Raw genomic sequence first — 26154 nt, 5'->3', positions numbered from 1 at the left:
GCCACCCTGTCATTGCTTGAACCCTATCTAAAACCACGTCTTCCGCTTAAAAAGCAACACCACCCTATTGGGGCGCACATTGGGCTGCAAACCTGTTACGTATTCCTCGTTGCCAAAATTGGGATGCACCGTTTCATCCTCCACAAAAGAATCCACTAGCTCCCAACCCTGCTTACCCAGCTTTTCTACCTCACTCTCCAACTCCATCAGGGAAACTTCTTTTGCGGAAAATTTTGGGTACGCACCTAAAGATACTGTTTTTGCCGTAACATATACTGTCTTGTACTCCCACTTGCTATTCGGGAAAAGTCCCCCTAGCAACAGCATGAGGAAGATCGCAAGGGCTGATGTCGCCGTAATGGTTTGATTATAGAACTGAAACCGCTGCCCAAATTCCGAGAGACCTGTTTGCAGTGTTTCCTGAATAACCGCTTGCGGGGGTGGGGGGGATAGCGGTTCGGCATATTCCCATTCAGGGGTTCCCCCAGTTTTGCGCCCATAAAATTTCACGAAGTTGATCCGTCCCAAGGGTTGCCGATTTAGGATATCCACAGTTTGATCCGCTAGAGCCGTAAAGTCCACTGTTTTGTCCCTAGGGCGATTGAAAATCACTGTGAGTTGAGAGCCTGTTTGTGAAACTTCAACCGTCACTGCTTCACTGGCGATCGCGCCTTGGATCGCTTGCTTGATAGCCTCAAGATTCGTTTTCATCACTGCTCATCCCACAATATCTTTGCCTAAGTTTTATCCATTGGAGTAAGGATGCAATATGCACCGCTACGCCTTTTTTCTCCGTCCAGTCAAAGCCAAAAGCTACACTAAAAGAGCGATGCCGCAGGAACCAAGCAACAGACTGCAAGATGACTAGACCTGCTATTTTCTAGCCCGCACAGTCCTATACCTTTCGATAACTACGCTCAACTGCGCATCGAGTATCCCCTCACCGTCAGTGACCAGCTTAAAGGCTCCCTCGACTACTACCTTTACGCTGTCGGCAAGCTGCTGGTGGTTGAAGCCCAAAATGCTGACCTTGCCAAAGGCTTTACCCAACTGGCCGTTGAACTGATTGCCCTCGACCAATAGACAGAGAGTCCGCAGCCCATCCTGCAAGGGGCAGTTTCCACCGGGGATATTTGGCAATTTGGCCTCCTGCATCGAGCGCAAAAGCAAATTCAACAAAGCCTAACCCTGTACCGCGTTCCCGACGACGATCTTGAGACTTTGATGCGGATTCTTGTTAAGATTTTGGAGCCAAATTAATTTTTATTCCTGCAACAACAATCGTAGTGCTGCCAAGACCCGCCGAGGATTCTGGTGATGCAGTGCCATGCCCAACCAATAGGCCGCTTCCTCCTGTCCCATTTCCTCAATCCCCATCACACAGGCCATCATTTTGTCGCGACTGCGCATCGGCGCCAACACCCGAAAAATTAACCCTAGCCGTAGTGCCACCTCTTCTGTCAGGGAATACACCTGAGGTTCATGGGGCAGTACTTTCCCCAGCTTCACGCGCGATCGCGCCAATTGCCGTAGCACCCGCTCTTCAATGAGGGCAAGATGTCGTCCTCCTAAGCCCCCCAAACGCAAGGGCTTCACCAGATCGGGCGTTGCCACCGCAGGTAGTTGCCACACCTCCATGTGCAGATCACTGGCACGGCTATAGGTCACCCGCAGTTGATAATTCGGCTGGCCAAGGGCAGACTCTAGGCTGGGAAGGGGAGCCGCTGTCGTTGTTGGGGTCATGCTACATCTCTAAGGTCTCAGGATCAATGCTCAGTTCTTGCAGTTTAGCTGCTGCCCGTGGCCACTGATGAAAATCTGCACTACCCAAACGGCAATCTTAGGCCCAGTCTCGACTTAAGATCAATTTAATAGAGGAATGAGCAGGCGATCGCATGCGCTTAACACCTGAACAAGTGACTGGCATTCGCTCTATTGTCAGCGAATTGGCGGGCGAAGAAGCCACCGTTCGCCTTTTTGGTTCTCGTATCTACGATGATCTGCGGGGCGGCGATGTCGATCTACTCGTGGAACTGCCCTATCCAGTGGTATCGCCTGCTCTACTGGCTGCCCGCCTTGCTGGCCGAATCAGCCGCTTTTTGGATGAACGCAATGTTGATGTGGTTTTAGCGGCACCCAATCTCCTCCGTTCGCCCATCCACGAGGTTGCCCGTCAAGAGGGGATTCTTCTGTGATGCTCGATTCGCGACTTGCTGCCCGCTGGCAGTATCTCTCCCAGTTGGTAGAGCGGGAAATTCTACGCTTGGAAGCCACTGACCGGCGTTTGTTTGACCAGCCTTTTACACCAGAGCGTGCTCGTCAATTGACTGAGGATGAGGATTTAGCCGAGCGAGTGGATGCTTTTGTCTGCCGCTTTAGTCGTCTCCAAGATACCGTTGGCGATAAGCTATTGCCGACCTATTTGGCTGTGCACGGCGAGCGTACGGCAACGTTTGCCCAGAATCTGGATCGGGCTGAAAAACTGGGTCTGATCCTCGATGCCCAAGCCTAGATAGATATGCGTAAGCTGCGCAATCAAATGGTGCATGAATAGGTTGAAGATGCGGCAATTTTAGCTTCAGCGCTTGAGGCGGCTCATGGGTTTGTACCGGTATTGATTGCAACTGCTCGCCGTTTGCTCATAAACGCGACGTGAATTCCTCCTAGGTCGCAATTGAGGCACTTGCCTGCACATGGGCTGCCCCCACCCCTTGGCGACAGAGGCGTTCTGTGACCTGCTCTGGGGTATTGCCCGCCAACTCTAATCCTTTGAAAAACTCGATCGCGTAGGTGGCATGAAGTTCTTTCTCACTGGCTGCTCGCATCTGTGCTGCCCAAAAGTCCTTCACAGGTCCTAGATCATTGAGATCGCCCTCGTACTCAAATTCGAGGTGACTGCCCGCCACTGTCTGATAGTTACCCTGCCACGAGACGGTTGTTTTCGTCTCAGGGAGTTGACAGACATAGGCCAGAATCACAAAGGCATCATTTCCCTCCTGTCCCGCCAACGCCCATGCAATTTCTCCCCAAGGAGTGCGTGCCAAAATGCCTGGTGCCAACTGGCGACCGTTGAGCGGATCCGCATTTTCACCATCAAAGGCAGCAACCCCCACCTTTTGCCGAGGCAGTAAGGCTGGATCAATAAACTCATTGAGGTGACTAGCATTTGCAAGATTGCCTAGGATATGTCACAGGGCGATAAGGGCATGGGTTTTCCCGCCGCCATAGCTGGTATCAAGGCGAAAAATTGCTCCCACCTGCTCATGGCTGCCCTGAAGTCGCTGGCAAACACTGGTGAGTAATTGCCGCAATCCCCGCGTGGGATGGGTATGGGCAAAAAATTGCTGTGGGTCTTGATAGGCGGGTGGTGCTTGACCGCGAATCACCTGCGCTAAATCTGCCGCGAAATCTGAGTCGACGATCTGCCCTTGACGGACATCCGCACGGGGCGTACACACTTGAAACAGGGACGGTAAACCCGCCTCCATGAATTGGGGTCTCCTAATTTAGCTTACTTAGAAGCCTCACAGTCTTTTGCCCTCACTTTACAGCTCTTTTCGCAATAATGGCACCTGCTCAACACAGCAGAAGCTGGCCTAGGATAGCTTCCCATTTCCTTCGATGTACCCCGTATTTGAGAAAAGCACTGTGGTGTCGTCACTGAATGTATCCCGAATTTATTTCGATAAAGAACTTATTAATACCAATTCAATTTGAAGATACCGCTAATGGTGGACTCGTTGCGATTTTATTAGGCTTAATGTTACAAAGAGCTGGTCTGAGGCCGTGGCCACCCATTTTGAACGGCAACTACAACGTCTGCGCAGTGACTTGCTGCGACTGGGGACACTGGTGGAAAGTGCCTGTCAGTTGGCCTATGGTGTCTTGATTGAGCGACATCTCCTCAGTGTCGAGCAGTTGATCCAAAGGGAGCGGGACATTGACCGCAGCGCCCAAGAACTCAATCGTGAGGCGATCGCCCTGCTGACATTGCAAGCCCCTGTGGCCGAGGATCTCCGATTTTTGGTCATGCTCTCGCACCTCTGCCGCGATCTAGAGCGGATCGGCGATTATGCCCTTGAAATTGGCCGTGCGGGTCAAACGCTGCTGCGCTATCCACCCCCACCCTGCCTTGAGGACATCCGCGTGATGTTCCAGCGATCGCAACTGTTACTATCGGAAGCCCTATCCGCCATTGCTAATTTGGATCCTGAGGTCGGGCTAGCCCTTGCCAACTGCGATGATGCCGTCGATGCCGACTATCAACGTCTTTATGAGCGACTCTGCACCCCTTTGGATCCGCAAGAACCAGTGGAATTGCGCTTAATCCTCCTGCTGCTGATTCGCAACCTAGAGCGCATTGGTGATCATGCGGTAACCATTGGCCAGCGCGTCTGCTTCATTGTGCGGGGGGAAGACCCCTAGGAAAAATTGACGTTTTATGCTCGCTGTGCGCTGAATTGCGTCCACAACCTTTGAGAATAGAACTAGTCCTAATTCATAAGTGTTGTCGTGCCTGTGCTCGAATCTGAGGATGGGCCTGTTGGGAGGTAAGGCATGAGGTTAAGCCGTCGTTCTTTTTTGTACGGTGCTGCGGCACTGACACTGATGCCGTGGGTTTGGCAAACGGCAGGCGGCTCCTTGGCAGACTCTCTTCGTCCGTGGCGAGCACTCCTGATTGGCATTAACCACTATCCCCAGTTGGTGGGTGTGCCCCCTTTAGGCGGTTGTCTAACGGATGTTGAGCTAGTGAAAAACCTATTGCTAGATGGCTGGGGGCTAGCGGACAGTGACATTACGCTACTGACGGAACAGGCGGCAACCCTCGATGCGGTTCAAGAAACCCTAGGGGTGCTGGAGCACGCTGGTCAGCCCCTGTTAGTTTACTTTAGTGGCTACGGCACGCTTTGGCAGCAACAACCAGCACTGGTTTTCGCCGATGCCACAGCAGCAGGTGAGGGCATCTTACCGCTTGCTGAATTACTGCGTACCAAAGGGGTACAGGTATGGCTCGACACCCGCTTTAGCCCGCCACCCATTGAGGGGGAGATGTTGCGCTGGCGATTTGTGCCGTTGCAGCCTGTAGAGAGCCGTGGCACAGGCCAAGTTCCCAAGGATCATCTGCTGCTCTGGGCCGATTTGGGGGTAGAAACGCACCTGAATGGCGTTCCTATGGGACTCTTTACTGCTAGTTTGAGCCATTATCTAGCGGCTTTGGGGGGCGATCGCCCCTTGGCGACCAGCCTGATGTACACCGCCGATGAACTGCGCTGGCAAACTGGGGCAGAAATTCATCTCGTCAGCGATGGATTGCCGGGGAATGTCCCCCTACCCCACGGCTTTGATGGTGTGGTGCAAAGTACCGGTCACGATCGCGCCCTTCAAATCTGGTGTGGCGGCCTCAGTCCTTGGCTATTAGCCCATTGTCATCCCCACAGTCGTTGGAGCACTGCCGATGGTGCCACGGTCGTTGACATGGTTAGTTTTAATGGCATCATGGCTCAGGGGGTAAGTGGTCAGCCCCTGCAAGTGGGCGATCGCCTCTATGAGCAACAACGGCGCCTAGGGAAAAATCTGCAGCTACAAGTGGCACTAGACCCCAAGCTGAGCAAGATTGAGCGGGTAGATGCCATCAATGCGCTGACCAACGAAGAGAACGTTGCTGTGCTCAACGGCAGTGAGTCGCTGCCAGATGTGGTTCTCACTAGAAGTGCCACAGGGGGTAGCTATGGATTGGAATGGCCGGTGGGAACGTTGCTCCAACACAGTTGCACAGGTACCAATGAAGCCGCCAAAGCCAGCATCCGTCGCTTGAACCCCCTGCTGAATGTCCTGCTGGCTCAAAAATGGCTGACACTGACCTTGAACCCCACCTCTAGTCAGGTGGCCGTGTGTACAACCCTTGAGCAACTATCGCCAACGGCAAAACTCCTGAGCCGCCAATCCCCCCCCCGCAGCCCCAATCCCCTGCCGGAGGTTCTGAGCACCAAGCTGCCAGCCACGAACTTAGACACGCCCCTCACCTTGGCCAAGGGGGATACTTGCCGCTGGAGCCTCTACAACTATGGCGATCGCCCCCTCAACATTGTCGCCGTTGCTTGGGATAGCAGTCAGGGGATTCTCCTGCTGCCACTGCAAACGCAGTCGTGGCAGTTGGCGGTTGCGCCGGGCTTGAATATTCCCCTTTATACGTGGACGCTGAATCGCCCTTGCCAATGGCTGAAGGTTTTTATCATCAGCAGCCACCGCCCCCTGACTCGTTTTAGCCAACTGAGTAGCCACCCTAGCCATTCAGAGCCATTGCTAATTTCTGGTGAGGATAGTCTTGCCTTGGTTCTCGGTCTGCTAGGGGATCTCAGCAGTGAACCGGAGGGGAATGAGTTTTCCTTGGATGTGCGGGAGTGGTGTACCCAAGGCTTCACGCTGCGGGTGGTCTAGGCCAAGCGCCGCCGCAACAGGGGTTGAATGAGTAGGCTCATCCCTACGGCAACCGCCAAAAGAATCAGCAGCGCTGCTCCCAAGCTTAGGGATCCCCAAGGCGCCACCATGACCACATCACTAAACTGCCAGTCAGGATGTAAATAGACATAGCGAATCGGTTCAATCGCCAAACTGAGGGGATTGAGGCTGGCAATCCACTGCAACCAGCGCGGCATAAACGACAGGGGCACCAAGGCAGTACTGGCAAAGAGTAACGGCAGGTTGATCACAAAAATCACCGCCAACAGTTCAATGTGACCGGGCAAGGCAAAGGTGAGTCCGAGACTTAGGGCTGTCACACCAAAAACCAAGATTAGTACGGTGGCCAAGACAACTCCAATGCCCGCTAAATTCGGTAGCCCGGTTCCTAGCAGCACCCCTAGGCTGGCGATCGCCACCACCTGAATCAAACTCAGGGTTGTGATGAACAAAGCCGAGGCCAACACAATTGAAAACCGCGAAGCCAATGGCGCCACCAACAGCCGATTCAAAAAGCCAAACTCACGGTCAAACATCACCGGCAGCCCCGCATTGAGGGCGCCACTAAAGGCGGTAAAGACAATAATACCGGCACAGAGAAACTGACCATAATTGGTACTCTCGCCAAACAGACCCTGCGGCACATTCTGGAAGAGAGCCCCAAAGAGGATCAGCCAAATCAAGGGTTGTACCACCCCCGCCACCAGTGTTGAAGGGCGCCGTTGCAGTTGGATAAACAGGCGACGGGTCAAAGCGAGCGTTTCCTGAATGAATTCACCTGAGAAAATACCGGGAACAGCCCTTGCTGAAGCAGTGGTCATAACGCAACTCCGAGATCAAACCCGTTTTCTAGGGTAGCAAGGCCTCTAAACCTTGGCGGCGCCTTTCTTTTCGCTCTTTTTCGGTTTTGCTGGTGCCACCTGCATTGCCCAGTTGCGGGTGAGGATCATGCGGGGGTGAATTAAACGGTGCTGGTCAACCAACCACAACAGCGTGCGATCGCACACCCGCCACACCGCCTCCTGTAAATTTTGGTGAGCCACCTTGCGCAATTCCTCTAGCTCCACCGTCTGGCCTCGCCCCGGCTCCAAGCTATCCGCGAGAAACACAACACAACTCAAGGCATCCATTCCCGGTTGACCCAAGGTATGGTTGGCAACGGCTGCTAAGACCTGTTCATCGGTAATGCCAAATTGCTGTCGCGCCACAAGGGCACTCACATCCGCGTGAAGCAGGTGGGGATCCGCCTCATCCACCTCCGTAATCGGCAGCCCCGCCTCCCGTGCCATGCTCAATAGCCGCTCCGGCGGAAAGTACTTTGCCAAATCGTGTAATAACCCCGCCCAAGCAGCGCGATCCACATCCAAACCGTGGTGTAGGGCTAGCTCCGCTGCCATCGTTTCTACCCGCAGGATATGTTGGAGTCGGGGTGCAGGCACATTCTCCGTCAACCACGCCAAAACCTGCTGGCGATCGCACAGCGAATCTTTAGCATCAGTTGTCACAAGCGGGGTCATAGCCAAAGCCACAGCAGGGATGATGAAGTGCTACCCTTGTATCATACCGAAGGCTCTTTTCACAAGGTTGGGAAACCCTTAAAACAGTCAAAGCTACTGTCGAGCAGGATCAGCTTCGTCCCTATGCATCCCATATTTTAGGAAAGGGCTGTAAGCGTTTTGTCCAACTTCCGTAATTTCACGGATAGGGTGAGGCAAAGAAAAAAGAGTATCGTAAAAGTACGGAGTCGTCCTGTGGAAGCTATTGAATCATACTAGCGGTGGGGGCACATTCCTGTGAGCTGTGACTTGAAAACAGGTCACCCTATCACCCTTCCCCCTGTTGAACGTGCTATTCATCCCCTTGGCTGCCTATGAGTTACTGCCTAAACCCAAACTGTGTCAAGCCAGAAAACCCCGATCATGTAGAGGTTTGCCAATCCTGTGGCAGCAAATTGTTGCTCAACGATCAATACAAAGCCATTAAGGTGCTGGGGCGGGGAGGGTTTGGTACTACCTTTTTGGCCGTGGATACAAAACTGCCCGGCAACCCCAGTTGTGTGATTAAACAATTACGGCCAGCCGCCACTGCTCCCCATATCTTGGCCATGGCGCGGGAACTCTTTTTGCGGGAAGCGACCACCCTCGGCAAAGTTGGCAACCATCCACAACTGCCGCGTTTGCTTGGCTACTTTGAAAATGAAAATGAGTTCTATCTCATCCAAGAATATGTGGGTGGCCTCACCCTGCAACAGGAGGTCAAACGCTTTGGCCCCAAAAGCGAAGAAGAGGTGAAGCAGGTTTTGCAGGAAGTGCTGCCCATCCTTGATTACCTACACAAAAATGGTGTGATCCACCGTGACATTAAGCCTGCCAACTTGATCCGCCGTGATATTGACAACAAGCTAGTGCTCATTGACTTTGGTGCAGTCAAAGACAAAGTCACCCAGGCGATGGTGGAAAATGCCCCAGAGCTATCCACATTTACCAGCTTTGCCGTGGGAACACCGATGTATGCGCCGCCGGAGCAAATGGCCATGCGTCCCATCTATGCCAGCGATATTTACGCTCTGGGTGTCACCTGTGTTTATCTCCTCACTGGTAAATCACCCAAAGAGATTGAGCGAGATCCGCACACGGGGGAATGGCATTGGAAGCGGTACGTCAAAAATATCTCCCCTAGGTTTGCCGCTCTCCTCGACAAAATGCTGGAGGATAGCGTTAAAAACCGTTACCAAAGCGCGATCGATGTCCTAGCCGATCTCCAGCTCCTTGATTGCCAAGAAACACCTGCGCTGGCTGCCCCTACCGTTACAGCAGAGGATGATGACCTCAGTAATGCCCTTGCAGCCCCTCCCAGCCAAGGCCGACCCCGTGGATCAGCTCAGTCCTCTAGTTATGCCTCCTCTGTGCGTCAAAATGCTGCAGCAGCTCGGTTGCGGCAATCGCGGATGACAGGATCTCCATGGGGTGGGCCGCCAGTTGTGGGGGCAGGCTCGGGTCAGCATCTGCGCCCCAAAGTCACCGTACGGATGACGGCTGCCCAAGTGCTAACGGCCTATAAGCGGGGAGAACGGGATTTTGTGGATGTCGACCTCTCCAATGTGGTATTGCGCAATGCCGATCTCTCCGGTGCCAATTTTGCCAATGCCAATTTTACCAATGCTGATTTGAAGGGTTGTATCCTCACCAATGTGGTCTTGCGGGAAGCCAATCTTCAAGGAGCTAACCTGAGTGATGCCAATCTCTGCGGTGCCTATCTGGTGCAAGCCAACTTTGAGCGGGCAAATTTGAAGGGAGCAAAATTGCAGGATGCCTCGATCTCAGGAGCCAACTTTACCGGTGCCGATATTTCTGGGGCAGACTTCAGTATGGTCTCTGGAATGGTTCAAGGCCAACTCGATCGCGCCAAGAAGAACTGGTTTACAAAGTTGCCTAAATAGAGGGGCGAGTTTGCCCCCTTTTCCTAGGACATTAGACACTTATCGGAGTCGCAGCCCGCAGGTCCTGCTTCCATGAGGGGTTGGGTATAGCGGGAGAGGGCTTCATGGAAATCATGGATCCGCTTGCGCCGAGCAACCGCAGTGACTTCCTGCTCGTACCGTTCTTTGCTAATGGGTTCAAAGGGCAGACGCGGGAATGTTTCATGGGCATCAAAGCGTGCCAAGAGCGCCGCAGAGATATACCCTTGATCCTGCTGAATCGCCGTGTAAATTGCCGTGGCAAGGGGTTCGACTTCAGGTTCCCGTAGCTCAATGGTGGCACTGGTGTTGTGGGTGGTGTAGTGCTGCTGCACCTGCATATAGAAGTCAAACTGCGCCAAGGCCGAAAACTGGCTAATATCAATCGTGTCTGCCCCCGGCAGATCTGCCCAAGAGACGGCAACGGGAATTTCCACTAGCCACTCGGTACACCGTGGATCAAAGGGATCATCAAGAAGTTTCCCTGTCTCATCCTTATCGGACTGGGAGGGAATGATATTGTAGCCAAAGTCATAGCAGGCCATGGCCACGGGGTCGCCCTTGCGGAAGGTAATCCGTCGAATAAAGCGTTGGGCTTTGGGGGGATGCCAGCCGGGAGAGGCACCCGTCAACAGGGATTTGGTACCGGAGGGTTGGACGGTGGTACAGCGATTGGGGCGCTTGAGGCCGTGGCGATCGCAATACTCCCAGACGGTCTCATGGACAATTTGCCGCCAGCGTTGCAGGAAGGCTGCCTCTTGGGCTTTGAATTCGCGCCCTTGGGGGGTATCCGGTCGTCCCGCGGCCCACCATTCCAGCCAAGGCACACCAAAGGCATGAACACAGAAGTCAAATAGCCCCGTAAAACTGACGCCAACAATGGGATCAATAGCGCGGGAGTATTGATAGCGATCGACAACAAAGCGATGGTTCAATAGCGCTGCCACTGAGAGCGCACCAGCCTTGAAGGCTTTTTCCTGTGTGATCGTATCCGCTGGATCAATTTGATTCAGGTGGATTTCCGCAAGGTTGCAGTGGAAATCAGCACCAATAATTTCACCGCAATTGTGAGCAACAAAGCCATTGGCATCAAAGCAATTCGGGCCGGGCACGGTACAGTCATACACTGGCTCAATGCCATCGGGAGTAATTGACTCAACGACAACTGTAAAGCGTTCGGGAGGTAAGGAGTCATTATGGGCGATCGCCCCCAATTCCAGAACCCGAGCCAGCGTTGTGAGATTATCCCCTTGGATAACTAGGGATGATTCTGCAACCACCGAAACGATTCCCAAACGCAGTAGCATGCGCTGAATAAGTGAAGCTAGTTGTCGATCCCCCAGTGTGACATGCAGCCGTGGTATTGATGTTAACTGAGTCGTAACGAAAATCTCTCGGAGGAACCCGCAGTAGAATGCATAGCTGCCTTCTTCGATGGTGATTAGGCGAAAGTTCTTTTCTAAGGTATGGGGGAGTACAGCTATCCAGTCGTTTTGGCGGTGCTCAATCCCTGTGAAACAGCCTGCTGCTTGGGTTTGCACAGCAGCGCTTCCTGTGGCAACTTGATAAAGGGCTTGAGCGGTGTAACGGCCTTCTTCCCAAGTTCCCTTACCACCCCAAGGGGTTAGATCACGGTGATTGTGCAAAAGAAGGCGATCGCCTGCGTGCAATTGACCTGCTTCTACCCATTCCGTGTATTGTCTTTTCGGGGTTTGGGCGGTCACTTTCAGCAAACGATGGTTCGCGGTGAGCCGTAGGGTATAGCCTTCACGGGTGGTAAGTTTGAGAACTGGCTGGATACCACTCAGGAAAAAGCCAGCGGCGGTGGTACTAAACAATTCGCCATTGACATAGGTGCCGTGCTGTTGGCCGATCAAATCTTTGACTTGGCGCGGCCCTACTTCTGTGAGTACCCACGTATCGCTTGTAACGCAGGGATTGAGGCCATAACGACCCAAGCGGTGAGCCAGCTCCCGTTGATCGATAGTGGGCAACAGTTGCCGCAAAAACGCCTCCCCCTGTTGATTTTCATAGGCACGGAGGAAGGCCTGCTTGAGATCCGCTGTAGTCAAAAGATCGGCATTGGCGCGGGCAACGGCTTCCCCGGCCCATTGAATGGCACCTTCTCCTGAATAGAACTGACTGCGCACGGCATTGATACATTCCTCGAGACTGGGCTTGGTGTGAAAGACACGGGTGTGGTTGGCCATCCGCAGCGCATCCCGCTTGGGATCAATTCGCCAATTGCCTTGCTCATCCTGTTGCCAGAGATTTTGTTTAGCCTGGGCAAAAGCTTCATCCTCACTTGCCCCCTGACGCATACCAGCGCTGTTGTGCATCAGATAACCATCACAGTAAAAACAGTGGGCATCTTTGACCTCAATATCATAGGTCTGAACATAGTCATAGCTGCCTAGTTCTTTTACTGTTACGGGAATATCAAGACTAACTTCAGCTTCAGCAATATACCTCTCGTAATTGGCATCCACGCTTCGGAAACCTTCAAAACCCATTTCCCGCATTTGGCTATAGGTATAGGTTTCCCGCATCATGGTTGCAGGAATTGTAAAGCCATGGGCTTCCTGTCCTTGATGAATTTTGCCTTTCAAGGAATACGGTGCAATGAGACTGTTGTAGCGAGCCTTAAAAGCTGGTAGTTTGAGGTGATATTTGAGTTGCCAATGCTCTTTTTGGGGGAGTGTGACACCGATTCGAACAGCAATTCCCAAACTAGATAAAAGAGCGCTAACTTGACGAGCAAATTTAGGATATACAGTCGTTAATAGGTAAGGTGGCCGCCCACAGGCAGAACCGTCACTATCCACTAGACCTGCTAAGTAAGCACAACGCACCTCAACCGTTCCCTGCAAGATAAAGCTAGGGACTTCTAACGGTTGTTTAGGTTGCTTAATATAGCGGTGAAAGTATTCTGCAAGATGAATAGAGGTTACTCGCGATCGCAAGGTATTCTCACCTTCAATACACTCTTGTCTGGCTTGTACACCGAAGAGAGTAAGAGCACAGTTGATTTTAGTATGAATCTGCTGAGCAAGCTTGGAATCTAAACTGTTATAAACCCAACAAATGCTACCAAAGGGTTTGTTGTACTTGTTGCGTCCCAAGCTAACATAACCATCCCCGTGGGTAAAGCCAATTAACCAAGCAACATCAGCCGTCAGTTCTGGAATAGTGATTGCTTGAGAAGTATGACTACCGCGTGGTCGAGAATCAGTAAAGTCTGATGGCAAATGAGTAACTGTACCGGGTAAAACTTGAGTATTGTGAAGCAGGCGATCGCCCGGGTTTAAGGCATTGACAAATTTCCAGTGAATTCCCCCTGAAACATCCGCAAGAGTTGCGATCCGATGGTTTAGGGTAGCTCGCAGCAAGGGACCATTTGTTATTACTTCATAAGCCTCTTGGTAGCCTTGGTCAAATTTCTGGGTTACTTGCCGAAACCCTAAGGGCGTTTGCACCCAGTCCCCCACTTGGATGTCTTTGATAGGGATCAGTCCCTTGCTTGTGTGTACCAAAGCATCCTCAGGCAAACAACGCCTCACATTGCCAGCAACAACCACAACGGCTGCCTCATCAATCAGCAGACAACACTCCACAGAGGTCAACTGGCGACCCACCGCCGCATTCAACAGTGCCGCGCAGCGATGGTAGAGGTCTGGCAGCTTTACTGGATTGGCAACTCCCCCAAACCCCTTGAGCCGCTCACCCGTAGGACGCACATCACTAATGTCAATCGTCACCTGAACTGAACCAGCGAGTTGAGGATTGCTGGCGAGTTCAAGCAGCGTTTGGTAGGACTTCACCCACCCTTGGCGGCTATCCCCCACTTTGATTTGACAGGTCTGCCCCGTGAGTATTACAGTTGTTTGCTCTTGACGCGCTTCCTTGGGGGTTTGACCAATTTGACCAATGACAGTCACCTCAAGGCGATTGCAAATCGGCGGCAACTGGGAGATGTATTTCTGCTCTAGAATCGCCCCTGTGCCACAGCCCTGCATGGCCAAGTCCATCATCAGGCCAAAGGAATCCCAATCCACGACATTGGTGCTGGTGCAGTTGTAGGCACCGGAAAAGTTCTCGGGCTGGCGCACCCAATCCGTTCCTCCCACCCACAACCAACGGCCAGAGGGCAGTGCCTTCAAGTCCTGCTGCATTTCCCGGAGAAGGGCAACTTCTGCTGCGGTGAGGTGCCCCACTTCCTGTAGTCCTTGCAGGGTGCGATCGCACACCTGTTGCCAACTCTCCCGCTCGCCCGCTTCATTTTGGCGGCTGTAGGTGCGGTAAAACACGGGATAGGCTGTGGGAGCCGTAGCGGGGAAGCTGGTTTGAGGACGGGGAGGATTTTGCACCATAGGGGCAGGACTCAATGGCGGAATACTAGGTGTAGTGTACCGAAGCAATCCTTGGGGGTCAATAAGCACTAATTCTAGAGAGACCTGTAACTCCCCTGCCACAGCGAGAGGGAGATGCTAAGATAGCAGGAAGTTTTTGCTTTGAGTCCAGAGTCAATGGTTGCTGCTCTCCCAACGTCCTTCAGTACCGATGCCTTTGACCAAGTGGTGATGACCACCTATAGCCGCTTTCCCATTACGCTCGTGCGCGGTGAAGGCTGCCGTGTTTGGGATGATCAAGGCCGCAGCTATCTGGACTTTGTGGCGGGAATTGCCACCTGTACCCTCGGTCATGCCCATCCGGCTTTGGTGGAGACAGTCAGCCGCCAAATGCAAACGCTACACCACGTCTCAAATCTGTATTACATTCCCCAACAGGGGGCACTGGCGCAGTGGTTGGTGGCTCACTCCTGCGGCGATCGCGTCTTTTTCTGCAATTCCGGGGCTGAAGCCAACGAAGCCGCCATTAAACTGGCCCGTAAATACGCCCATACCGTTCGCCACATTGCCAACCCGATCATCATTACGGCACAGGCTAGCTTCCACGGGCGTACCCTCGCCACGATTACCGCTACGGGTCAACCCAAATACCAACAACACTTTGACCCCCTAGTGCCCGGCTTCGCCTATGTTCCCTACAACGATTTTGCGGCATTGCAGACTCTTGTTGAGCAGCTAGATCGATCCCAGCCCCAAGTGGCCGCTATTCTGTTGGAACCGTTACAGGGAGAAGGGGGAGTCCGTCCTGGCGATCGCCCCTACTTTGAGCAGGTACGCCAACTCTGTACCGAAAAAGGCATTCTCCTGATTTTTGATGAAGTGCAAGTGGGCATTGGTCGCACCGGATTCCTGTGGGGCTATGAAACCCTCGGTGTCGAACCCGATATTTTCACCTCCGCCAAAGGCCTTGCTGGCGGCGTTCCCATTGGTGCCATGATTGCCAAGGAGTTTTGTGCTGTCTTTCAGCCGGGGGATCATGCCAGTACCTTTGGCGGTAACCCCTTGGCCACGGCAGCAGCGCTCACGGTTTGTGAAATCCTTGAAAAAGAGAATCTCCTCGAAAATGTGCGCGATCGCGGGCAGCAACTGCGGACAGGACTACGCGAACTAGCAGCAACCTATCCCCAGCTCATTGCTGAGGTGCGCGGCTGGGGACTGATCAACGGTCTGGAACTGCAACCCGACACCCCCCTCACCGCTGCTGAAGTCGTCAAAGCTGCCCTTGCTGAGGGGCTATTGCTGGTGCCCGCGGGGCCGCAGGTGGTGCGCTTTGTCCCTCCTCTCATTGTCAGTGCTGCCGAGATTGATATGGCCTTAGGGGCAGTGAGCCGAGCCTTTGCCCACTTAACAGCCTAAAGCACATCCTTGCGTTTTTGAAAAACCCCCACTAGTCCCAGCATGAGGGCAATAATGCCCCCTAAGCGCAGGTTATTGACGGTGACATTGGCGTTGAACGTGTGCCTCTGAAGACTCCAAAAGCGATCAATAAGAGCTTCACCGCTGGCGATCGCCCGCCCCCGCTGCTCTTTCCAGAGGGCAAATTGGTCTTGCCAGCGCTCCATGGCCGCCTGATAGTCTTTGACCCGTTGATTGTACTCCTCGACGCGATCGCGATAGGCCTGATCAAACTCTAAGACCGAATTGGGCAGTGGCGGTGGATCACCCGGTTCCGGAGGTTGTGGGGGTTCGGGTTCATCTACAGCGGGGTGGTACTCCTTGCGCACGCCGGGAAAGCGGCAACGTTGAAAGAGGTTATCATCAAAACACGGACATTGCTCTAGGGCTTCAGGACTGAGTTTCTCCCGTTCAGATTTGGATTGCTGCCAGCAGGCATCCCGCGCCACATCCTGACCAAAACCGAAGAGGGACACCACATTGGCATAACTCCAGCGGGTCAACGTCACATCACTGATTAGATTGCCCACGCCCCCCAGATCCTTCAGAGGAATAATTGCTCCAGCAAAGGTAATCTGCGGTACCAAAAAGAGAATCGTTAACAAGGGAGCCACGGTTTGCGTCGGCGAGAGGGCAGAGACCAGTAACCCCATCACCATGCCACCAAAGGTGGCCAGAAACAGCGTTAGATACAAGCCAGCGATCGCCCCAATACCGAGGCTCAGATCGATCGCCAAAAACTTCACCGCCAAAAAAACCGCTGCTTGGTACAGTGCCAGCACCACTGCTGGGCCAAGCTTGGAGAAAATATAGGGCCACAGCCCCAACCCCACCATCCGTTCGCGGCGATAGATCTCCAGTTCCTTAACAATTTCCCGCATCGTCGCTAGGCTGCCCACCATCACCGCAATCAGCACAGTAACAAAGGCCATCGTAAATGCCTGCCCCGCATCCCCCTGATCCGGATCGAGAATCGTTGGCTTCCAGAGGACAAAATCCAAGGCTCCCAAAATCGGCGCGAGGGAGAGCATGAGAATGAGTGCCGCCCGATCCTGTCGCAAAATGGCCAAGTTTCGCTGGGTGAGGATCCACCACTGCCGCCACGGTGCCACTGGGGGCAAGGTTGTTTTGGGGCGTTGCGGTTGAACTTGACGGGTTGCTCCCGTATCCACATTCAGGGGACGCTGCCGCTCCACCACATAGGTTTGATACAGATGAGACTGGCGATAGCGCTGCTGCCACACCGCCGGATTGGGCTCGCTCTCAATCTTGAGGTAAATTTCATCAAAATCTTGGACATCAAAATAGCTAAGGGCTTGATCCGGTGGCCCAAAATAGGCAAGGTGGCCGCCCCGTGCCAAAAACACCACCAAATCGCAGAGCATGACATTCTTAGTCGCATGGGTAATCAGTAAAATCGTTCGCCCCTGATCTGCCAACTGCCGCAACAGCCGCATCATCTGGGTTTCTGTGCCCGGATCCAAGCCAGAAGTGGCTTCATCCAAGAAAAATAAACTGGGGCGGGTGAGCAATTCCACACCAATCGACACCCGTTTGCGCTGACCGCCACTCAGTTGTTTCACCAGTACATTGCGACGAGATGTTAACTCCAATTCCGCAAGGACGCGGTTCACCTGTTCCTGTCGCTCTTGATCGCTAAAATCAGCAGGTAAGCGCAGTCGTGCCGCATAGTCCAAGGCCTGAGCCACCGTTAGCTCGCTGTGGATAATGTCATCCTGAGGCACATAGCCAATCTGGGTGCGATAGGTGCCAAAGTAGCGGTATAGGTCGTAGCCATTGACCAGTACCGTGCCCGCCGTCGCCGGGCGAAAGCCATTGAGGGCATCGAGGAGTGTTGATTTACCGGCACCACTGCCGCCAACAATCGCGACAAACTCGCGGGGCAAAATTGAAAGGGAAATGTCTTGCAGCAGCTTTGCCCCCTTGGCGGTGGTTTTGCTGAGGTGGATGGCATCGAGGCGCAGATTGCCACTGTCGTTGTGGGGAACAATGGTTTCGTCGGGGGTAAACAGCGAGCTATAGGGGCCAATGCGCACCAAAGCCCCCGTGGGTAAAGGCACGGGTTTGCGGGGTTCAAGGCGCTGGTTATTGATGAAGGTGCCGTTGGCAGAGTCGAGATCGACAATGTACCACTGTCCTTCCTGAAGGTAGAGGCGGGCATGAAACCGCGAGACGACCGGATGATCCAGCACCATATCATTGCTGGGATCTCGGCCAATCCGCACCTGCTGGCGATCGCGCAGTTGGAGGGGGCGCGTTTGCTCCACAACCTCCGTGGCGGGCATCAACAAGTAGGTCAGCCGCAGGAATTCCCCCACATGGATCACATCCCCCGGTGCCAAGGCATGTTCGCTAATCGTTGTGCCTCGCCAGTGAAGGCCATTCTTGCTGCCCAAGTCAATAATTTTGTAATGCTCTCCCGATCGCACCAGCTTGGCATGGTGAAAGGACACAAAGGGATGGTCAATGGTGATGTCCGCCTTCGGATCCCGACCGAGAACCAGTTCCTCCTTCAGCAGCGGAAATTCCTGCAACCACTGGGGCGTTGCCACCTGCAAGATCGGCGTACTGGCAGCCCCCATCACCACCGTGCCCGGCAGTTCCGTTGTTGCCATGCCATCTGGATCAAAAATGGCTTCAAAGTCACCGATTTGTAGGCGATCGCCCGCCTTTAGAGCCACAGGGGTGCGTGGCCGCAGCTTCGTACCATTCAAAAAAGTGCCGCTGGCGCTCCCAAGATCCGCCACTTGATAACCCGTCTCCGTGGGAATAATCAAGGCATGGTGGCGGGAAATCCCCTCACCGACGAGAATCACTTGGCTTTGGGGGTCGGTACCGATAAGCAGGCGATCGCGCCCCAGTTGAATTTGCTGTCGTGAACCATCAGCCGCTAAAAGGTTGAGAATGGGCACTGCCATACCGCTTGTTTAGAAACCCCACTTCATTTTGTCACTAGAGCCAGAGTAAGAATTTTCTATTACAGGAACAAGAAAAAACCCTAAAGTATTAGTCGTTACGAAATCATTGGGATTAAATTTGCTAAATTAGCATCCAATTCATCCAGACATTGCCACTCTGTTGCACCCTCTCCCAGACATGTAGAAGAAATCTCTTTTTCCTGTACTCCGCCGTTGTTGTGGGGATGTATTCATGTTGATGCACGTTGAAATTATTGAAAGTAACCCCCACCTGCGTTCCCTCCTTGGCTGGCACCTACAGCAAGTGGGGCACATCGTTCATCTTGCCAGTGGTTGTCAACAGGGGCAGGAAGTATTTCAACTGCGACATCCCGATTTGGTTGTTCTCGATCTGGACTTGAATGAGGGCAATGGTTTGGAATTATGCCGCTGGCTTCACTACCAAAACACTGTTTTGATTTTAGTTCTTTCCGCCCATGAGGATGAAGCGGATGTGGTGACGGCGCTGCGGGTGGGTGCCGATGATTACTTGGCCAAACCCTTTGGGATGCAGGAATTTCTTGCCCGAGTCGAGGCCTTGGCACGGCGAGCACGCCCCTGTTTACCCAGTGTCCTGAACTTGGGTGAGTTACAAGTCGATTTAGTGCAGCGGCGAGTGGTGGTACGCAATGTGCCAGTGGATTTGACACCGCAGGAATTTAGCCTACTCTATGTTCTGACGCAAATGGGGGGCACGCCTTTGAGTCGTCAGGAGTTGCTGCGGCGAGCTTGGCCAGAGAGCATTGACAACCCCCGCACCGTGGATACGCATATCTTATCTTTGCGTAAGAAAATCGAAGTGGATCCGCAGCAGCCGCGCCTCATTCAAACCGTGCGCAATGTGGGCTATCGGCTGCACCTAGAGCCATTGAATGGGCGCTACCAGCAGAATGGCAATAAACCCCATTCCCGTCCCCCGCGATCGCCCCGCCACGTATTGGTTTAGACTTTGTCCAGTCTTCCTAAAATATTCTCAAGTTTCTCAAATGAGCGATCCCTTTGCGTGGCTAGAACCTGCCCTAGATGCCCTGCACCGTGCCCATTGGTATCGCCAACCCCTTCTCAGTAGCGCACCGGGGGCAGTGGTGAGTGTTGGCGAGCCACCCCGCCCATTGATTAACTTTTGCAGCAATGACTACTTGGGTCTGGCCAACCATCCGCAGGTGAAAGCAGCCGCCATTAAGGCGATTGACGAATGGGGTACTGGGGCGACCGGGTCTCGCCTTCTCAGTGGTCAACGTTGTCTTCATGAACAACTAGAGCGGGCGATCGCCCAGTGGAAAGGTACAGAGGCTGCCTTAGTCTTTAGTTCCGGTACTGCCGCCAATCTCGGTACCATTGCTGCCCTTGTGGATCAACGGGACTTGGTACTAGGGGATGCCTACAACCATGCCTGCCTCAAAAAAGGTGCTCGCCTCAGTCGGGCCGTCTTCTACGAATATCCCCACAACAACGTCGCCATCCTTGCCCAACTTCTAGAAACCCATCGCTGCCAATACCGCCGCTGTCTTATCCTCACCGATGGTGTCTTTAGTATGGATGGGGATGTTGCCCCCCTAGAGGAGATATTGGCGCTAGCCGAAGCCTACACAGCCATGGTACTGGTGGACGATGCCCACGGCACAGGGGTGTTGGGAACTAATGGTGCCGGTACCTTAGCCGCCTTGAAGCAATCGAGTCCGACCGTCATTCAAATGGGTACCCTCAGCAAAGCCCTTGGCAGTTTAGGGGGATACATTGCCGGCCCTCAAGCCCTGATCACCTATTTGCAACACCGTGCCAGCACATGGAGCTATAGCACGGGACTTTCACCTGCCGATACCGCTGCTGCCCTTGCCGCCCTTGAGCAACTACAAGCAGAGCCTGCCCTGCGCCAAGCCCTTGAGGAGCGCATTCAACAACTCGAAGAAGGACTGCAAGAATTGGGTTGCCCCGTTTTGCCCCGTCCGCTACCGACCCCCATCTTTTGCCTGCCTGCTCCCGATCCAGTCACTGTTCTCCAATGGAGTCAGAAATTACAAGAGGCTGGATGTTGGGTGGCGGCGGTACGGCCACCGACCGTGCCCTTTAGTCGTCTGCGCATCACCCTAAGAGCCGATCACACTTCTGAGCACATTGGGCAATTGTTGGCAGCGTTGGGAGCCTTATTAAAGGGCTGTTAAGAATCGCTGACGATCACTCTCTATTTCGCCTAGGCTGTAGATAGTTCCGTGCCATCGGCAAACTGTGCCAAGGAGTGAGTGATGAGGACGATTTGGGTGAGCGAGCAAATTGATCCCTCTGGCCTGCTTTATGCCTGTATTGCCTGTCGTGATGAAGCACAGGCGAGGGAGTGTGTGCAGTCTTTTGAGAAAAACTTGACGACAGAACAAAAAGCCGCCGGTTGGCAAGTGCGCCTGCGTACCGTGGCCTCTTGGGATGAGGTTCCCAGTACTGCCCTCAAGCTCTGCTAATCTTTTGGCTCAGCCCTGCATAAGAATCTTAGTGGAGCGATTAAGCCAGTGGGGACGTTGCCCTCCCTGCACCTTTGCTATGATGGGTGCGATGTGCTGATCATTTCTTTTCCTTTGGAGGATGCCGCAGAATGGAGTTTGAAGCCCTGTTACTTGGTTTAGAACCACTTACCGTGCTTGCCCTTGGGGTGGGTGCTGTTGCTGTTGCCCCCGTTGTGGGTGCCGTTGACTCAATGACCGGTCACAACTTGGCAGAGCAAGCTCGCAATGCGGCAAAATCAGGCTTGATGTGGGCGTTTGAAGCCTATGAAAAGGCACAGACGGCTGTCGCTGAAGCCAGTGAGTCTTTCCAAGACTTGGTTGCCGAAGCCCGCTCAGAAATGATGGAGCAAAAAGCAGCAAAGGCCGCCGCGCCTGAGGAACCCCGCCAAGTGACGATTAGCTAAGTTTTAGTGCCTAATTGAAATGCCTTTGGGGTAGTTCTGCTGCCCCCTCTTTATTTTTTTTAATTAGCGACCAGCGGGCGGGAAATAGATCACGGGAAAGACGCAACGGCGAATGATCTCCCCGGCAAAGCTAGGGATTGATAACTCCCAAATTTTACCGACGGAACCAGAGGAAACGGCAATCCCATAGATGTCGCGATCGTGGGCAGCGAGTTGGGCTTCAACGACAGGGCTACCAAAGCGAATCTCAGTTTCGACGTTGAGGCCATAGCCTGTGAATTCTTGCTTTAGCTCGGCAAGAATTTTTTCAGCCTTCGGACGTTGCTCGCCAACTCCCAGTTCCCCTTTGCCGGCATCGCTGATAATCCAGCAGAAGGTCAGTGCAGCAATGCTGGTTTGATCGCGCTTTTGCACGCCTTCCCGCAGTTTTTGAACAAGGTGTTGGGCAGAGGGGCTGTGGTCGTAGGGCACCAGTAGGTGGCGAAAGAGATTTTGACAGCGGAGATTCAGTTCTGCGGTTGTCATCACCCACAACACTTGCGGGCGCATAATCATCACTGGCACTTTAATCCGTTGCAGCACCTCAATGGTTGTACTGCCGAAGAGCTTCTCGTCCAAGAGATTGCGAATGGGACGGCTGGCCAGCACCAAGTCAATTTGATGCTTTTCAACGGTGTCCAGAATGGCATCGGCGGGGCGGCGGTTTTCGATGATCACTTCTGCTTTAAGATCCGCTGGAACTTTTGCGGCATCGATTTTGAGTAATTCGCGTGCCTGTTGCAGCTTTTTTTCCCGCAGCCGAGGCTTATCGCCATCCTCGTCAATGGGGCGGGCATGGAAGAAGATCAACCTGCGAGCACCCGCTGTTTTCAGTGCCTCAAGGTAGTGGGTCAGTTTGGGGAGACCATCATGGAGATCTGTTGGAATCAATATGTTCTTGAACATGCTGTTGCTCCCCGATGCCAGACTCTAATTGCAGATTAGCTTAGGAAGGGGGACGTGCGCTACTGTGGGGGCAACTTTTCGGAAAACCCCATCGTCAAGTTCAGTGGAACTCACTAGAATAAGGATGGATACAGGATCAGCATTAAATTCAACAATGTATCCACTACTACTAAATCCCTGTGAAGCAAGGAGATTGTCTATCGTGATGCGATTTTCATTAAGATTTCTCTGGGATGTTGCGCCTTGCTAAGGGCGATCCAAAGTGAATCACAACGCTCCTTTTGCCATAAAATGCAGCGATAAATTTGCCCTTCTGAGGACATTGTTTTAACTGATTGCAATTACCTTCTTAAAAAGGCGAGGAAGGAGATTTTTCGCTGCTAACTTCAATGATTGAGTTGAGGTGTTGAGTTGATGACAATTTTGACGTTGGGGCAGCGCATGCTCCGCACAATTTTGTGGCCTGTCCGGCAGTGGCTAGAGCATCTAGAAGTGCACGATCGCCAGCTAGCGCATCGTCTATGCCGCTTGATCCCCGCCCAGTGTCCCTTTGAACGCGATATCGTGGTTGCAAAATGGCATATTCACATTCCGCCCCTGTGCCACCTCAATCCCCTTTACGAGGAGCTCATGCTGTTGCGCTACCGTGCCCTCTGCTATTTGGCGGATGAGTGCCATGAGGATATTAGTGCCTACTGTTAGTACCTAGGGGGTGTGCTGGTGTGGCGATCGCTCACCTCCTTTTTGGGGCAACAGCCCTGTTCCTGTTGCGGTCGAGCCAGTCCCCAAACGATCTGTAGGGATTGTGAACGGCGGCTAAGGTCATGGGAAGTGCACCAACGCCAACGCTACTGGCGAGGCAGTCTCCCCCTTTTTCCTTGGGGGTATTATCAGCAAGACCTCAAGCGGGCGATCGCCACCATGAAATACAACAATCACCCCGAACTGGCTGCCCTGTTTGGCCAATGGTTAGCCCTGAGTTGGTTGGAAGCGAAGATCGCCCAACGCCTCCCGTTGCAGATTGTGCCCATTCCCCTCCATCGCGATAAATTGCAGAGCCGGGGCTTTAATCAAGCAGCGCTCATTGCTGAGGGGTTTTGCCGTGCCCTTGAGCTACCCCTTGCCCCAGTGGGATTAATCCGCCAAAGAGCAACCCAGTCCATGTTTCAGCTTTCACTCACAGAACGCCAAGCCAATCTTGACAATGCCTTTCGCCTTGGGCGGGGTCTGCAACGCCAGCGCTGGCTCCTTTTGTGCGATGACATTTATACCACGGGGACAACGGCACGAACTGCAGCCGCAGTATTACGGGGGGCTGGCTACAAGGTCTTGGGGATCATCACCGTGGCCGTGGCGCTGCCGGATCAATTGACCGATCCCACCGTCAAGGCAACCAACATCAAGGCTTCCGTCCACTCAACAACCGCACCATAGGTATCCCCCGTGTGACCGCCCAACTGCCACTGCAACCATGCCGGGATCAAGAGAATCAAGAGCAAACCAAAAAGTAATTGCCCGAGGGGAAGCGGCAGCAGGAAGCTGAGGAAGAGCACTAGTAAACCACTCGGCCAAAAATCGCGGGGAAAGACACCACTGGCTTTATGGATCTGACCCGTGCCTTGGGGTTTCAAATAGGGATAGCGGGCGATCGCCCACACCTGAGCAAGGCGCCCCAGCACCAATACCCACACCAAAACGCCGCCCTTCTCTAAGCTACTTAAGCTCGTGACTTTTAAGAGCAGGATCACAATTGCGGCCATGACGCCAAAAGCCCCCGCTCGACTGTCCGCCATCACCTCAAGGCGCCGCTGTTGATCCCTGACGGCTAAACCATCGGCCGTGTCCATGGCACCATCCAAGTGCAATCCCCCAGTTAATCCTAGCCAAAGTGCCACAACCAAGACACTGGCCACGAGGGGGGGAACGTGCAAAAGTGCCAGCAGCCACTGCGCCCCCCAGAGAAGCATTGCCAACAGTAGCCCCACCCAAGGACACCACTTGGCAGCTCCCGCCAATTGCATGGGGCAGTTAGGGGGAATGGGCAAACAGGTATAGAAGGCGATCGCCCCCAGCCATTCCATCCAAATGGACTTCATGGGCGAGTTTGAATCTGTGCCACGGTTCGCTGCTGCGGTTGCAGGGATTGAGCCACCCGCTGAATATCGGCAGAGGTAATGTCATTAATGGCCTCTAAACGGGCAAAGAGTTGCTGCCAGCCGCCGCCTTTTACAGCATACTCCGCCAAGAGTTTGGCCATGCCCTCATTGGACATCAGATTTTGCAGCAGTTCCATCCGCAGTTGGGTTTTTACCCGCTCCAATTCGGCTGGGGTCACGGGGGCAGTTTGCAGTGCCTTCAGTTCTTGGGCAATACCTGCGGCAAGGGCAGCCGTCGTTTGACCCGGTGCCGGTGCCCCGTAGATGAGAAAGCGATTGGGGTATTTGTTGCCGGGGAAGCCCACATAGGTTTGGACATTGAGGGCGAGTTTTTGCTCTAGGACAAGGGAACGGTACAGACGGGACGTGCGACCGCCACTGAGGAGACGTGCCAAAATTTCATAGGTGAGGTACGCGGGATCCCCCAAAGGTGGACAGGGATAGGCTTCAATATAGAGGGGTTGACTGGCGAATTCGAGGGTAATCTGCCGAGGTTCCGTTTGCGGCGGTTCGGGGGGAATCGTTGGGGTCTTGGCGGCGCCTTTGGGATAGCGACCAAAATAAACCTTGGCTAATTTCTTAACCTCTTGGGGATCCACGTCTCCCACCAGCACCATGGTCATTTTGTCGGGGGTGTAATACTGGCGAAAGAACCGTTCCACATCGGCGCGGCGCAGGTTTTGAATATCCTCACGGTAGCCAATGACGGGTTGGCGGTAGGGATGCTGACGAAAGCTGGTGGCCAAAAAGGCCTCAAAGAGTTGGCCGGTGGGGGAATTTTCAGTGCGCAACCGCCGCTCCTCAAGGATGACTTCCTTTTCTTGATAGAAGTCGCGAAAGACGGGTTCCAAAAAGCGTTCCGACTCTAGGGACATCCACAGTTCCAATTTGTTGGCGGGAAAACTGTAGAAGTAACGGGTGGCATCGGCAGATGTGGTTGCATTGAGACCCACGCCCCCGGCCTGCTGGACAATTTGGCCATATTGATTGCGAATCACATAGCGATCGGCAGCCTGCTGCACAGCGGCAAATTCCGTAATCAATGCCTGACGTTGCCGCTCATCCGTCGTGGCTTGCAGTTGCTCAAAGAGGCGATCCAGTTGGGCAAGTTTTTCTTTTTCAGGGGCATAATCCGTCGTCCCAATGCGGCGGGTGCCCTTAAAGGCCAAGTGTTCCAGATAGTGCGCCACACCGGTCTGGCCTTCCGGTTCATCAACGCCCCCCACATCCACGTAGGTGAGAAATGACACTATCGGGGCTTGGTGTTGCTCCATGACAATGAAGTGCATCCCATTGTCAAGATAGAATTCACTAATTTGATCCATGGCACGGTCAATGTAGGGGCGAATCGTTTGGGCGTCGGCCGGCAAGGAGAGGGCGATCGCCCCCAAAACAAGGCAGAGGAGAATTTGCCAGAAATAAACTTGCCAGTGGCGTTGCTGCCGCATCAACAAAC

The 26154-nt window shown here is 53.5% G+C and carries 23 protein-coding genes and 1 pseudogene; 13 read left to right on the top strand and 11 right to left on the bottom strand.

The window, feature by feature from the left end; translation table 11 throughout:
• Positions 1-27 precede the first annotated feature (27 nt).
• Positions 28-711, bottom strand: a complete 684-nt coding sequence (locus M0644_RS11500; RefSeq protein WP_149820983.1) for a DUF4177 domain-containing protein — start codon at positions 709-711, stop codon at positions 28-30.
• 201 nt (positions 712-912) lie between these two features.
• On the opposite strand from M0644_RS11500, the pseudogene M0644_RS13170 reads away from it, so the two are divergent.
• Positions 913-1260, top strand: a pseudogene (locus M0644_RS13170) (hypothetical protein); the annotation flags it as partial.
• A 3-nt stretch (positions 1261-1263) separates the two neighbouring features.
• Here M0644_RS13170 and M0644_RS11490 read toward each other — a convergent pair.
• The gene (locus tag M0644_RS11490; RefSeq protein WP_286625785.1) at positions 1264-1743 is read right to left on the bottom strand and encodes a hypothetical protein; all 480 of its coding nucleotides are present in this window, start codon (positions 1741-1743) and stop codon (positions 1264-1266) included.
• A gap of 152 nt (positions 1744-1895) precedes the next feature.
• Here M0644_RS11490 and M0644_RS11485 point away from each other — a divergent pair, with 152 nt between their 5' ends.
• Together M0644_RS11485 and M0644_RS11480 are read left to right on the top strand one after the other, a co-directional pair.
• Complete coding sequence (locus M0644_RS11485; RefSeq protein ID WP_286625784.1) at positions 1896-2195, top strand: nucleotidyltransferase domain-containing protein; 300 nt, start codon at positions 1896-1898, stop codon at positions 2193-2195.
• The gene (locus M0644_RS11480; RefSeq protein ID WP_149820979.1) at positions 2195-2512 is read left to right on the top strand and encodes a hypothetical protein; all 318 of its coding nucleotides are present in this window, start codon (positions 2195-2197) and stop codon (positions 2510-2512) included. Before M0644_RS11485 ends, M0644_RS11480 begins: the two co-directional genes overlap by 1 nt.
• A 151-nt stretch (positions 2513-2663) precedes the next feature.
• Here M0644_RS11480 and M0644_RS11475 read toward each other — a convergent pair whose 3' ends face one another.
• Positions 2664-3113, bottom strand: coding sequence for a hypothetical protein (locus tag M0644_RS11475; RefSeq protein ID WP_286625783.1), 450 nt, complete (start codon positions 3111-3113; stop codon positions 2664-2666).
• A 75-nt stretch (positions 3114-3188) separates the two neighbouring features.
• On the bottom strand, positions 3189-3488 hold the full coding sequence (locus M0644_RS11470; protein ID WP_286625782.1) for a hypothetical protein: 300 nt from the start codon (positions 3486-3488) through the stop codon (positions 3189-3191).
• Positions 3489-3786: 298 nt separating this feature from the next.
• Here M0644_RS11470 and phoU point away from each other — a divergent pair, with 298 nt between their 5' ends.
• Together phoU and M0644_RS11460 are read left to right on the top strand one after the other, a co-directional pair.
• Positions 3787-4425 (top strand): phosphate signaling complex protein PhoU, encoded by a 639-nt coding sequence (phoU, locus tag M0644_RS11465; RefSeq protein WP_190278084.1) that lies wholly within the window; start codon positions 3787-3789, stop codon positions 4423-4425.
• Positions 4426-4557: 132 nt separating this feature from the next.
• On the top strand, positions 4558-6438 hold the full coding sequence (locus tag M0644_RS11460) for a caspase family protein (protein ID WP_286625781.1): 1881 nt from the start codon (positions 4558-4560) through the stop codon (positions 6436-6438).
• Here M0644_RS11460 and M0644_RS11455 read toward each other — a convergent pair.
• Positions 6435-7280 carry an ABC transporter permease gene (locus tag M0644_RS11455; protein ID WP_149820969.1) on the bottom strand — a complete coding sequence of 282 codons (846 nt, stop codon included), beginning with the start codon at positions 7278-7280 and terminating at the stop codon, positions 6435-6437. The genes M0644_RS11460 and M0644_RS11455 overlap by 4 nt on opposite strands.
• A 45-nt stretch (positions 7281-7325) precedes the next feature.
• Positions 7326-7976, bottom strand: a complete 651-nt coding sequence (yqeK, locus tag M0644_RS11450; protein WP_149820967.1) for a bis(5'-nucleosyl)-tetraphosphatase (symmetrical) YqeK — start codon at positions 7974-7976, stop codon at positions 7326-7328.
• Between the two features lie 353 nt (positions 7977-8329).
• Between yqeK and M0644_RS11445 the strand changes: the two genes are divergently transcribed.
• Positions 8330-9898 carry a serine/threonine-protein kinase gene (locus M0644_RS11445; protein WP_286625780.1) on the top strand — a complete coding sequence of 523 codons (1569 nt, stop codon included), beginning with the start codon at positions 8330-8332 and terminating at the stop codon, positions 9896-9898.
• A 23-nt stretch (positions 9899-9921) separates the two neighbouring features.
• Here the strand turns inward: M0644_RS11445 and nrdJ are convergent, their stop codons facing one another.
• Positions 9922-14286, bottom strand: a complete 4365-nt coding sequence (gene nrdJ, locus M0644_RS11440; RefSeq protein ID WP_286625779.1) for a ribonucleoside-triphosphate reductase, adenosylcobalamin-dependent — start codon at positions 14284-14286, stop codon at positions 9922-9924.
• Between the two features lie 156 nt (positions 14287-14442).
• Here nrdJ and M0644_RS11435 point away from each other — a divergent pair, with 156 nt between their 5' ends.
• Complete coding sequence (locus tag M0644_RS11435; protein ID WP_286625778.1) at positions 14443-15681, top strand: aspartate aminotransferase family protein; 1239 nt, start codon at positions 14443-14445, stop codon at positions 15679-15681.
• On the opposite strand, the gene M0644_RS11430 is transcribed toward M0644_RS11435, so the two are convergent.
• Positions 15678-18659: an FHA domain-containing protein gene (locus M0644_RS11430; protein ID WP_286625777.1), complete on the bottom strand. Its 2982-nt coding sequence runs from the start codon at positions 18657-18659 to the stop codon at positions 15678-15680. The two genes, M0644_RS11435 and M0644_RS11430, sit on opposite strands and share 4 nt — an antisense overlap.
• A 232-nt stretch (positions 18660-18891) precedes the next feature.
• Here M0644_RS11430 and M0644_RS11425 point away from each other — a divergent pair, with 232 nt between their 5' ends.
• From M0644_RS11425 to M0644_RS11410, 4 genes are all read left to right on the top strand, one after another.
• Positions 18892-19644 carry a response regulator transcription factor gene (locus M0644_RS11425; RefSeq protein WP_286625775.1) on the top strand — a complete coding sequence of 251 codons (753 nt, stop codon included), beginning with the start codon at positions 18892-18894 and terminating at the stop codon, positions 19642-19644.
• A gap of 40 nt (positions 19645-19684) precedes the next feature.
• Complete coding sequence (gene bioF / locus M0644_RS11420) at positions 19685-20860, top strand: 8-amino-7-oxononanoate synthase (RefSeq protein ID WP_286625774.1); 1176 nt, start codon at positions 19685-19687, stop codon at positions 20858-20860.
• 81 nt (positions 20861-20941) lie between these two features.
• Positions 20942-21151: a glycogen debranching protein gene (locus M0644_RS11415; RefSeq protein WP_149820955.1), complete on the top strand. Its 210-nt coding sequence runs from the start codon at positions 20942-20944 to the stop codon at positions 21149-21151.
• A gap of 131 nt (positions 21152-21282) precedes the next feature.
• Entirely contained in the window at positions 21283-21597 is a 315-nt protein-coding gene (locus M0644_RS11410; protein ID WP_190278082.1) for a DUF5132 domain-containing protein, read from the top strand.
• Between the two features lie 63 nt (positions 21598-21660).
• On the opposite strand, the gene M0644_RS11405 is transcribed toward M0644_RS11410, so the two are convergent.
• Complete coding sequence (locus M0644_RS11405) at positions 21661-22542, bottom strand: universal stress protein (RefSeq protein WP_149820951.1); 882 nt, start codon at positions 22540-22542, stop codon at positions 21661-21663.
• Positions 22543-22956: 414 nt separating this feature from the next.
• Here M0644_RS11405 and M0644_RS11400 point away from each other — a divergent pair, with 414 nt between their 5' ends.
• Positions 22957-23244: a Mo-dependent nitrogenase C-terminal domain-containing protein gene (locus tag M0644_RS11400; RefSeq protein ID WP_149820949.1), complete on the top strand. Its 288-nt coding sequence runs from the start codon at positions 22957-22959 to the stop codon at positions 23242-23244.
• Between the two features lie 12 nt (positions 23245-23256).
• A complete protein-coding gene (locus M0644_RS11395; protein ID WP_286625773.1) occupies positions 23257-23976 on the top strand; it encodes a ComF family protein in 720 nt (239 codons plus the stop codon).
• Here the strand turns inward: M0644_RS11395 and cobS are convergent.
• Both cobS and M0644_RS11385 read right to left on the bottom strand, forming a co-directional pair.
• Positions 23907-24638, bottom strand: a complete 732-nt coding sequence (cobS, locus tag M0644_RS11390; protein ID WP_149820945.1) for an adenosylcobinamide-GDP ribazoletransferase — start codon at positions 24636-24638, stop codon at positions 23907-23909. The two genes, M0644_RS11395 and cobS, sit on opposite strands and share 70 nt — an antisense overlap.
• Positions 24635-26146, bottom strand: a complete 1512-nt coding sequence (locus M0644_RS11385; protein WP_286625772.1) for a pitrilysin family protein — start codon at positions 26144-26146, stop codon at positions 24635-24637. Before M0644_RS11385 ends, cobS begins: the two co-directional genes overlap by 4 nt.
• Between the last annotated feature and the right edge of the window lie 8 nt (positions 26147-26154).

It is taken from the genome of Thermosynechococcus sp. B1 (assembly GCF_030322985.1).
GTDB lineage: Bacteria > Cyanobacteriota > Cyanobacteriia > Thermosynechococcales > Thermosynechococcaceae > Thermosynechococcus.
The sequence above is the reverse complement of the archived record's forward strand: the minus strand, read 5'-3'. Positions and strand labels throughout refer to the sequence as shown.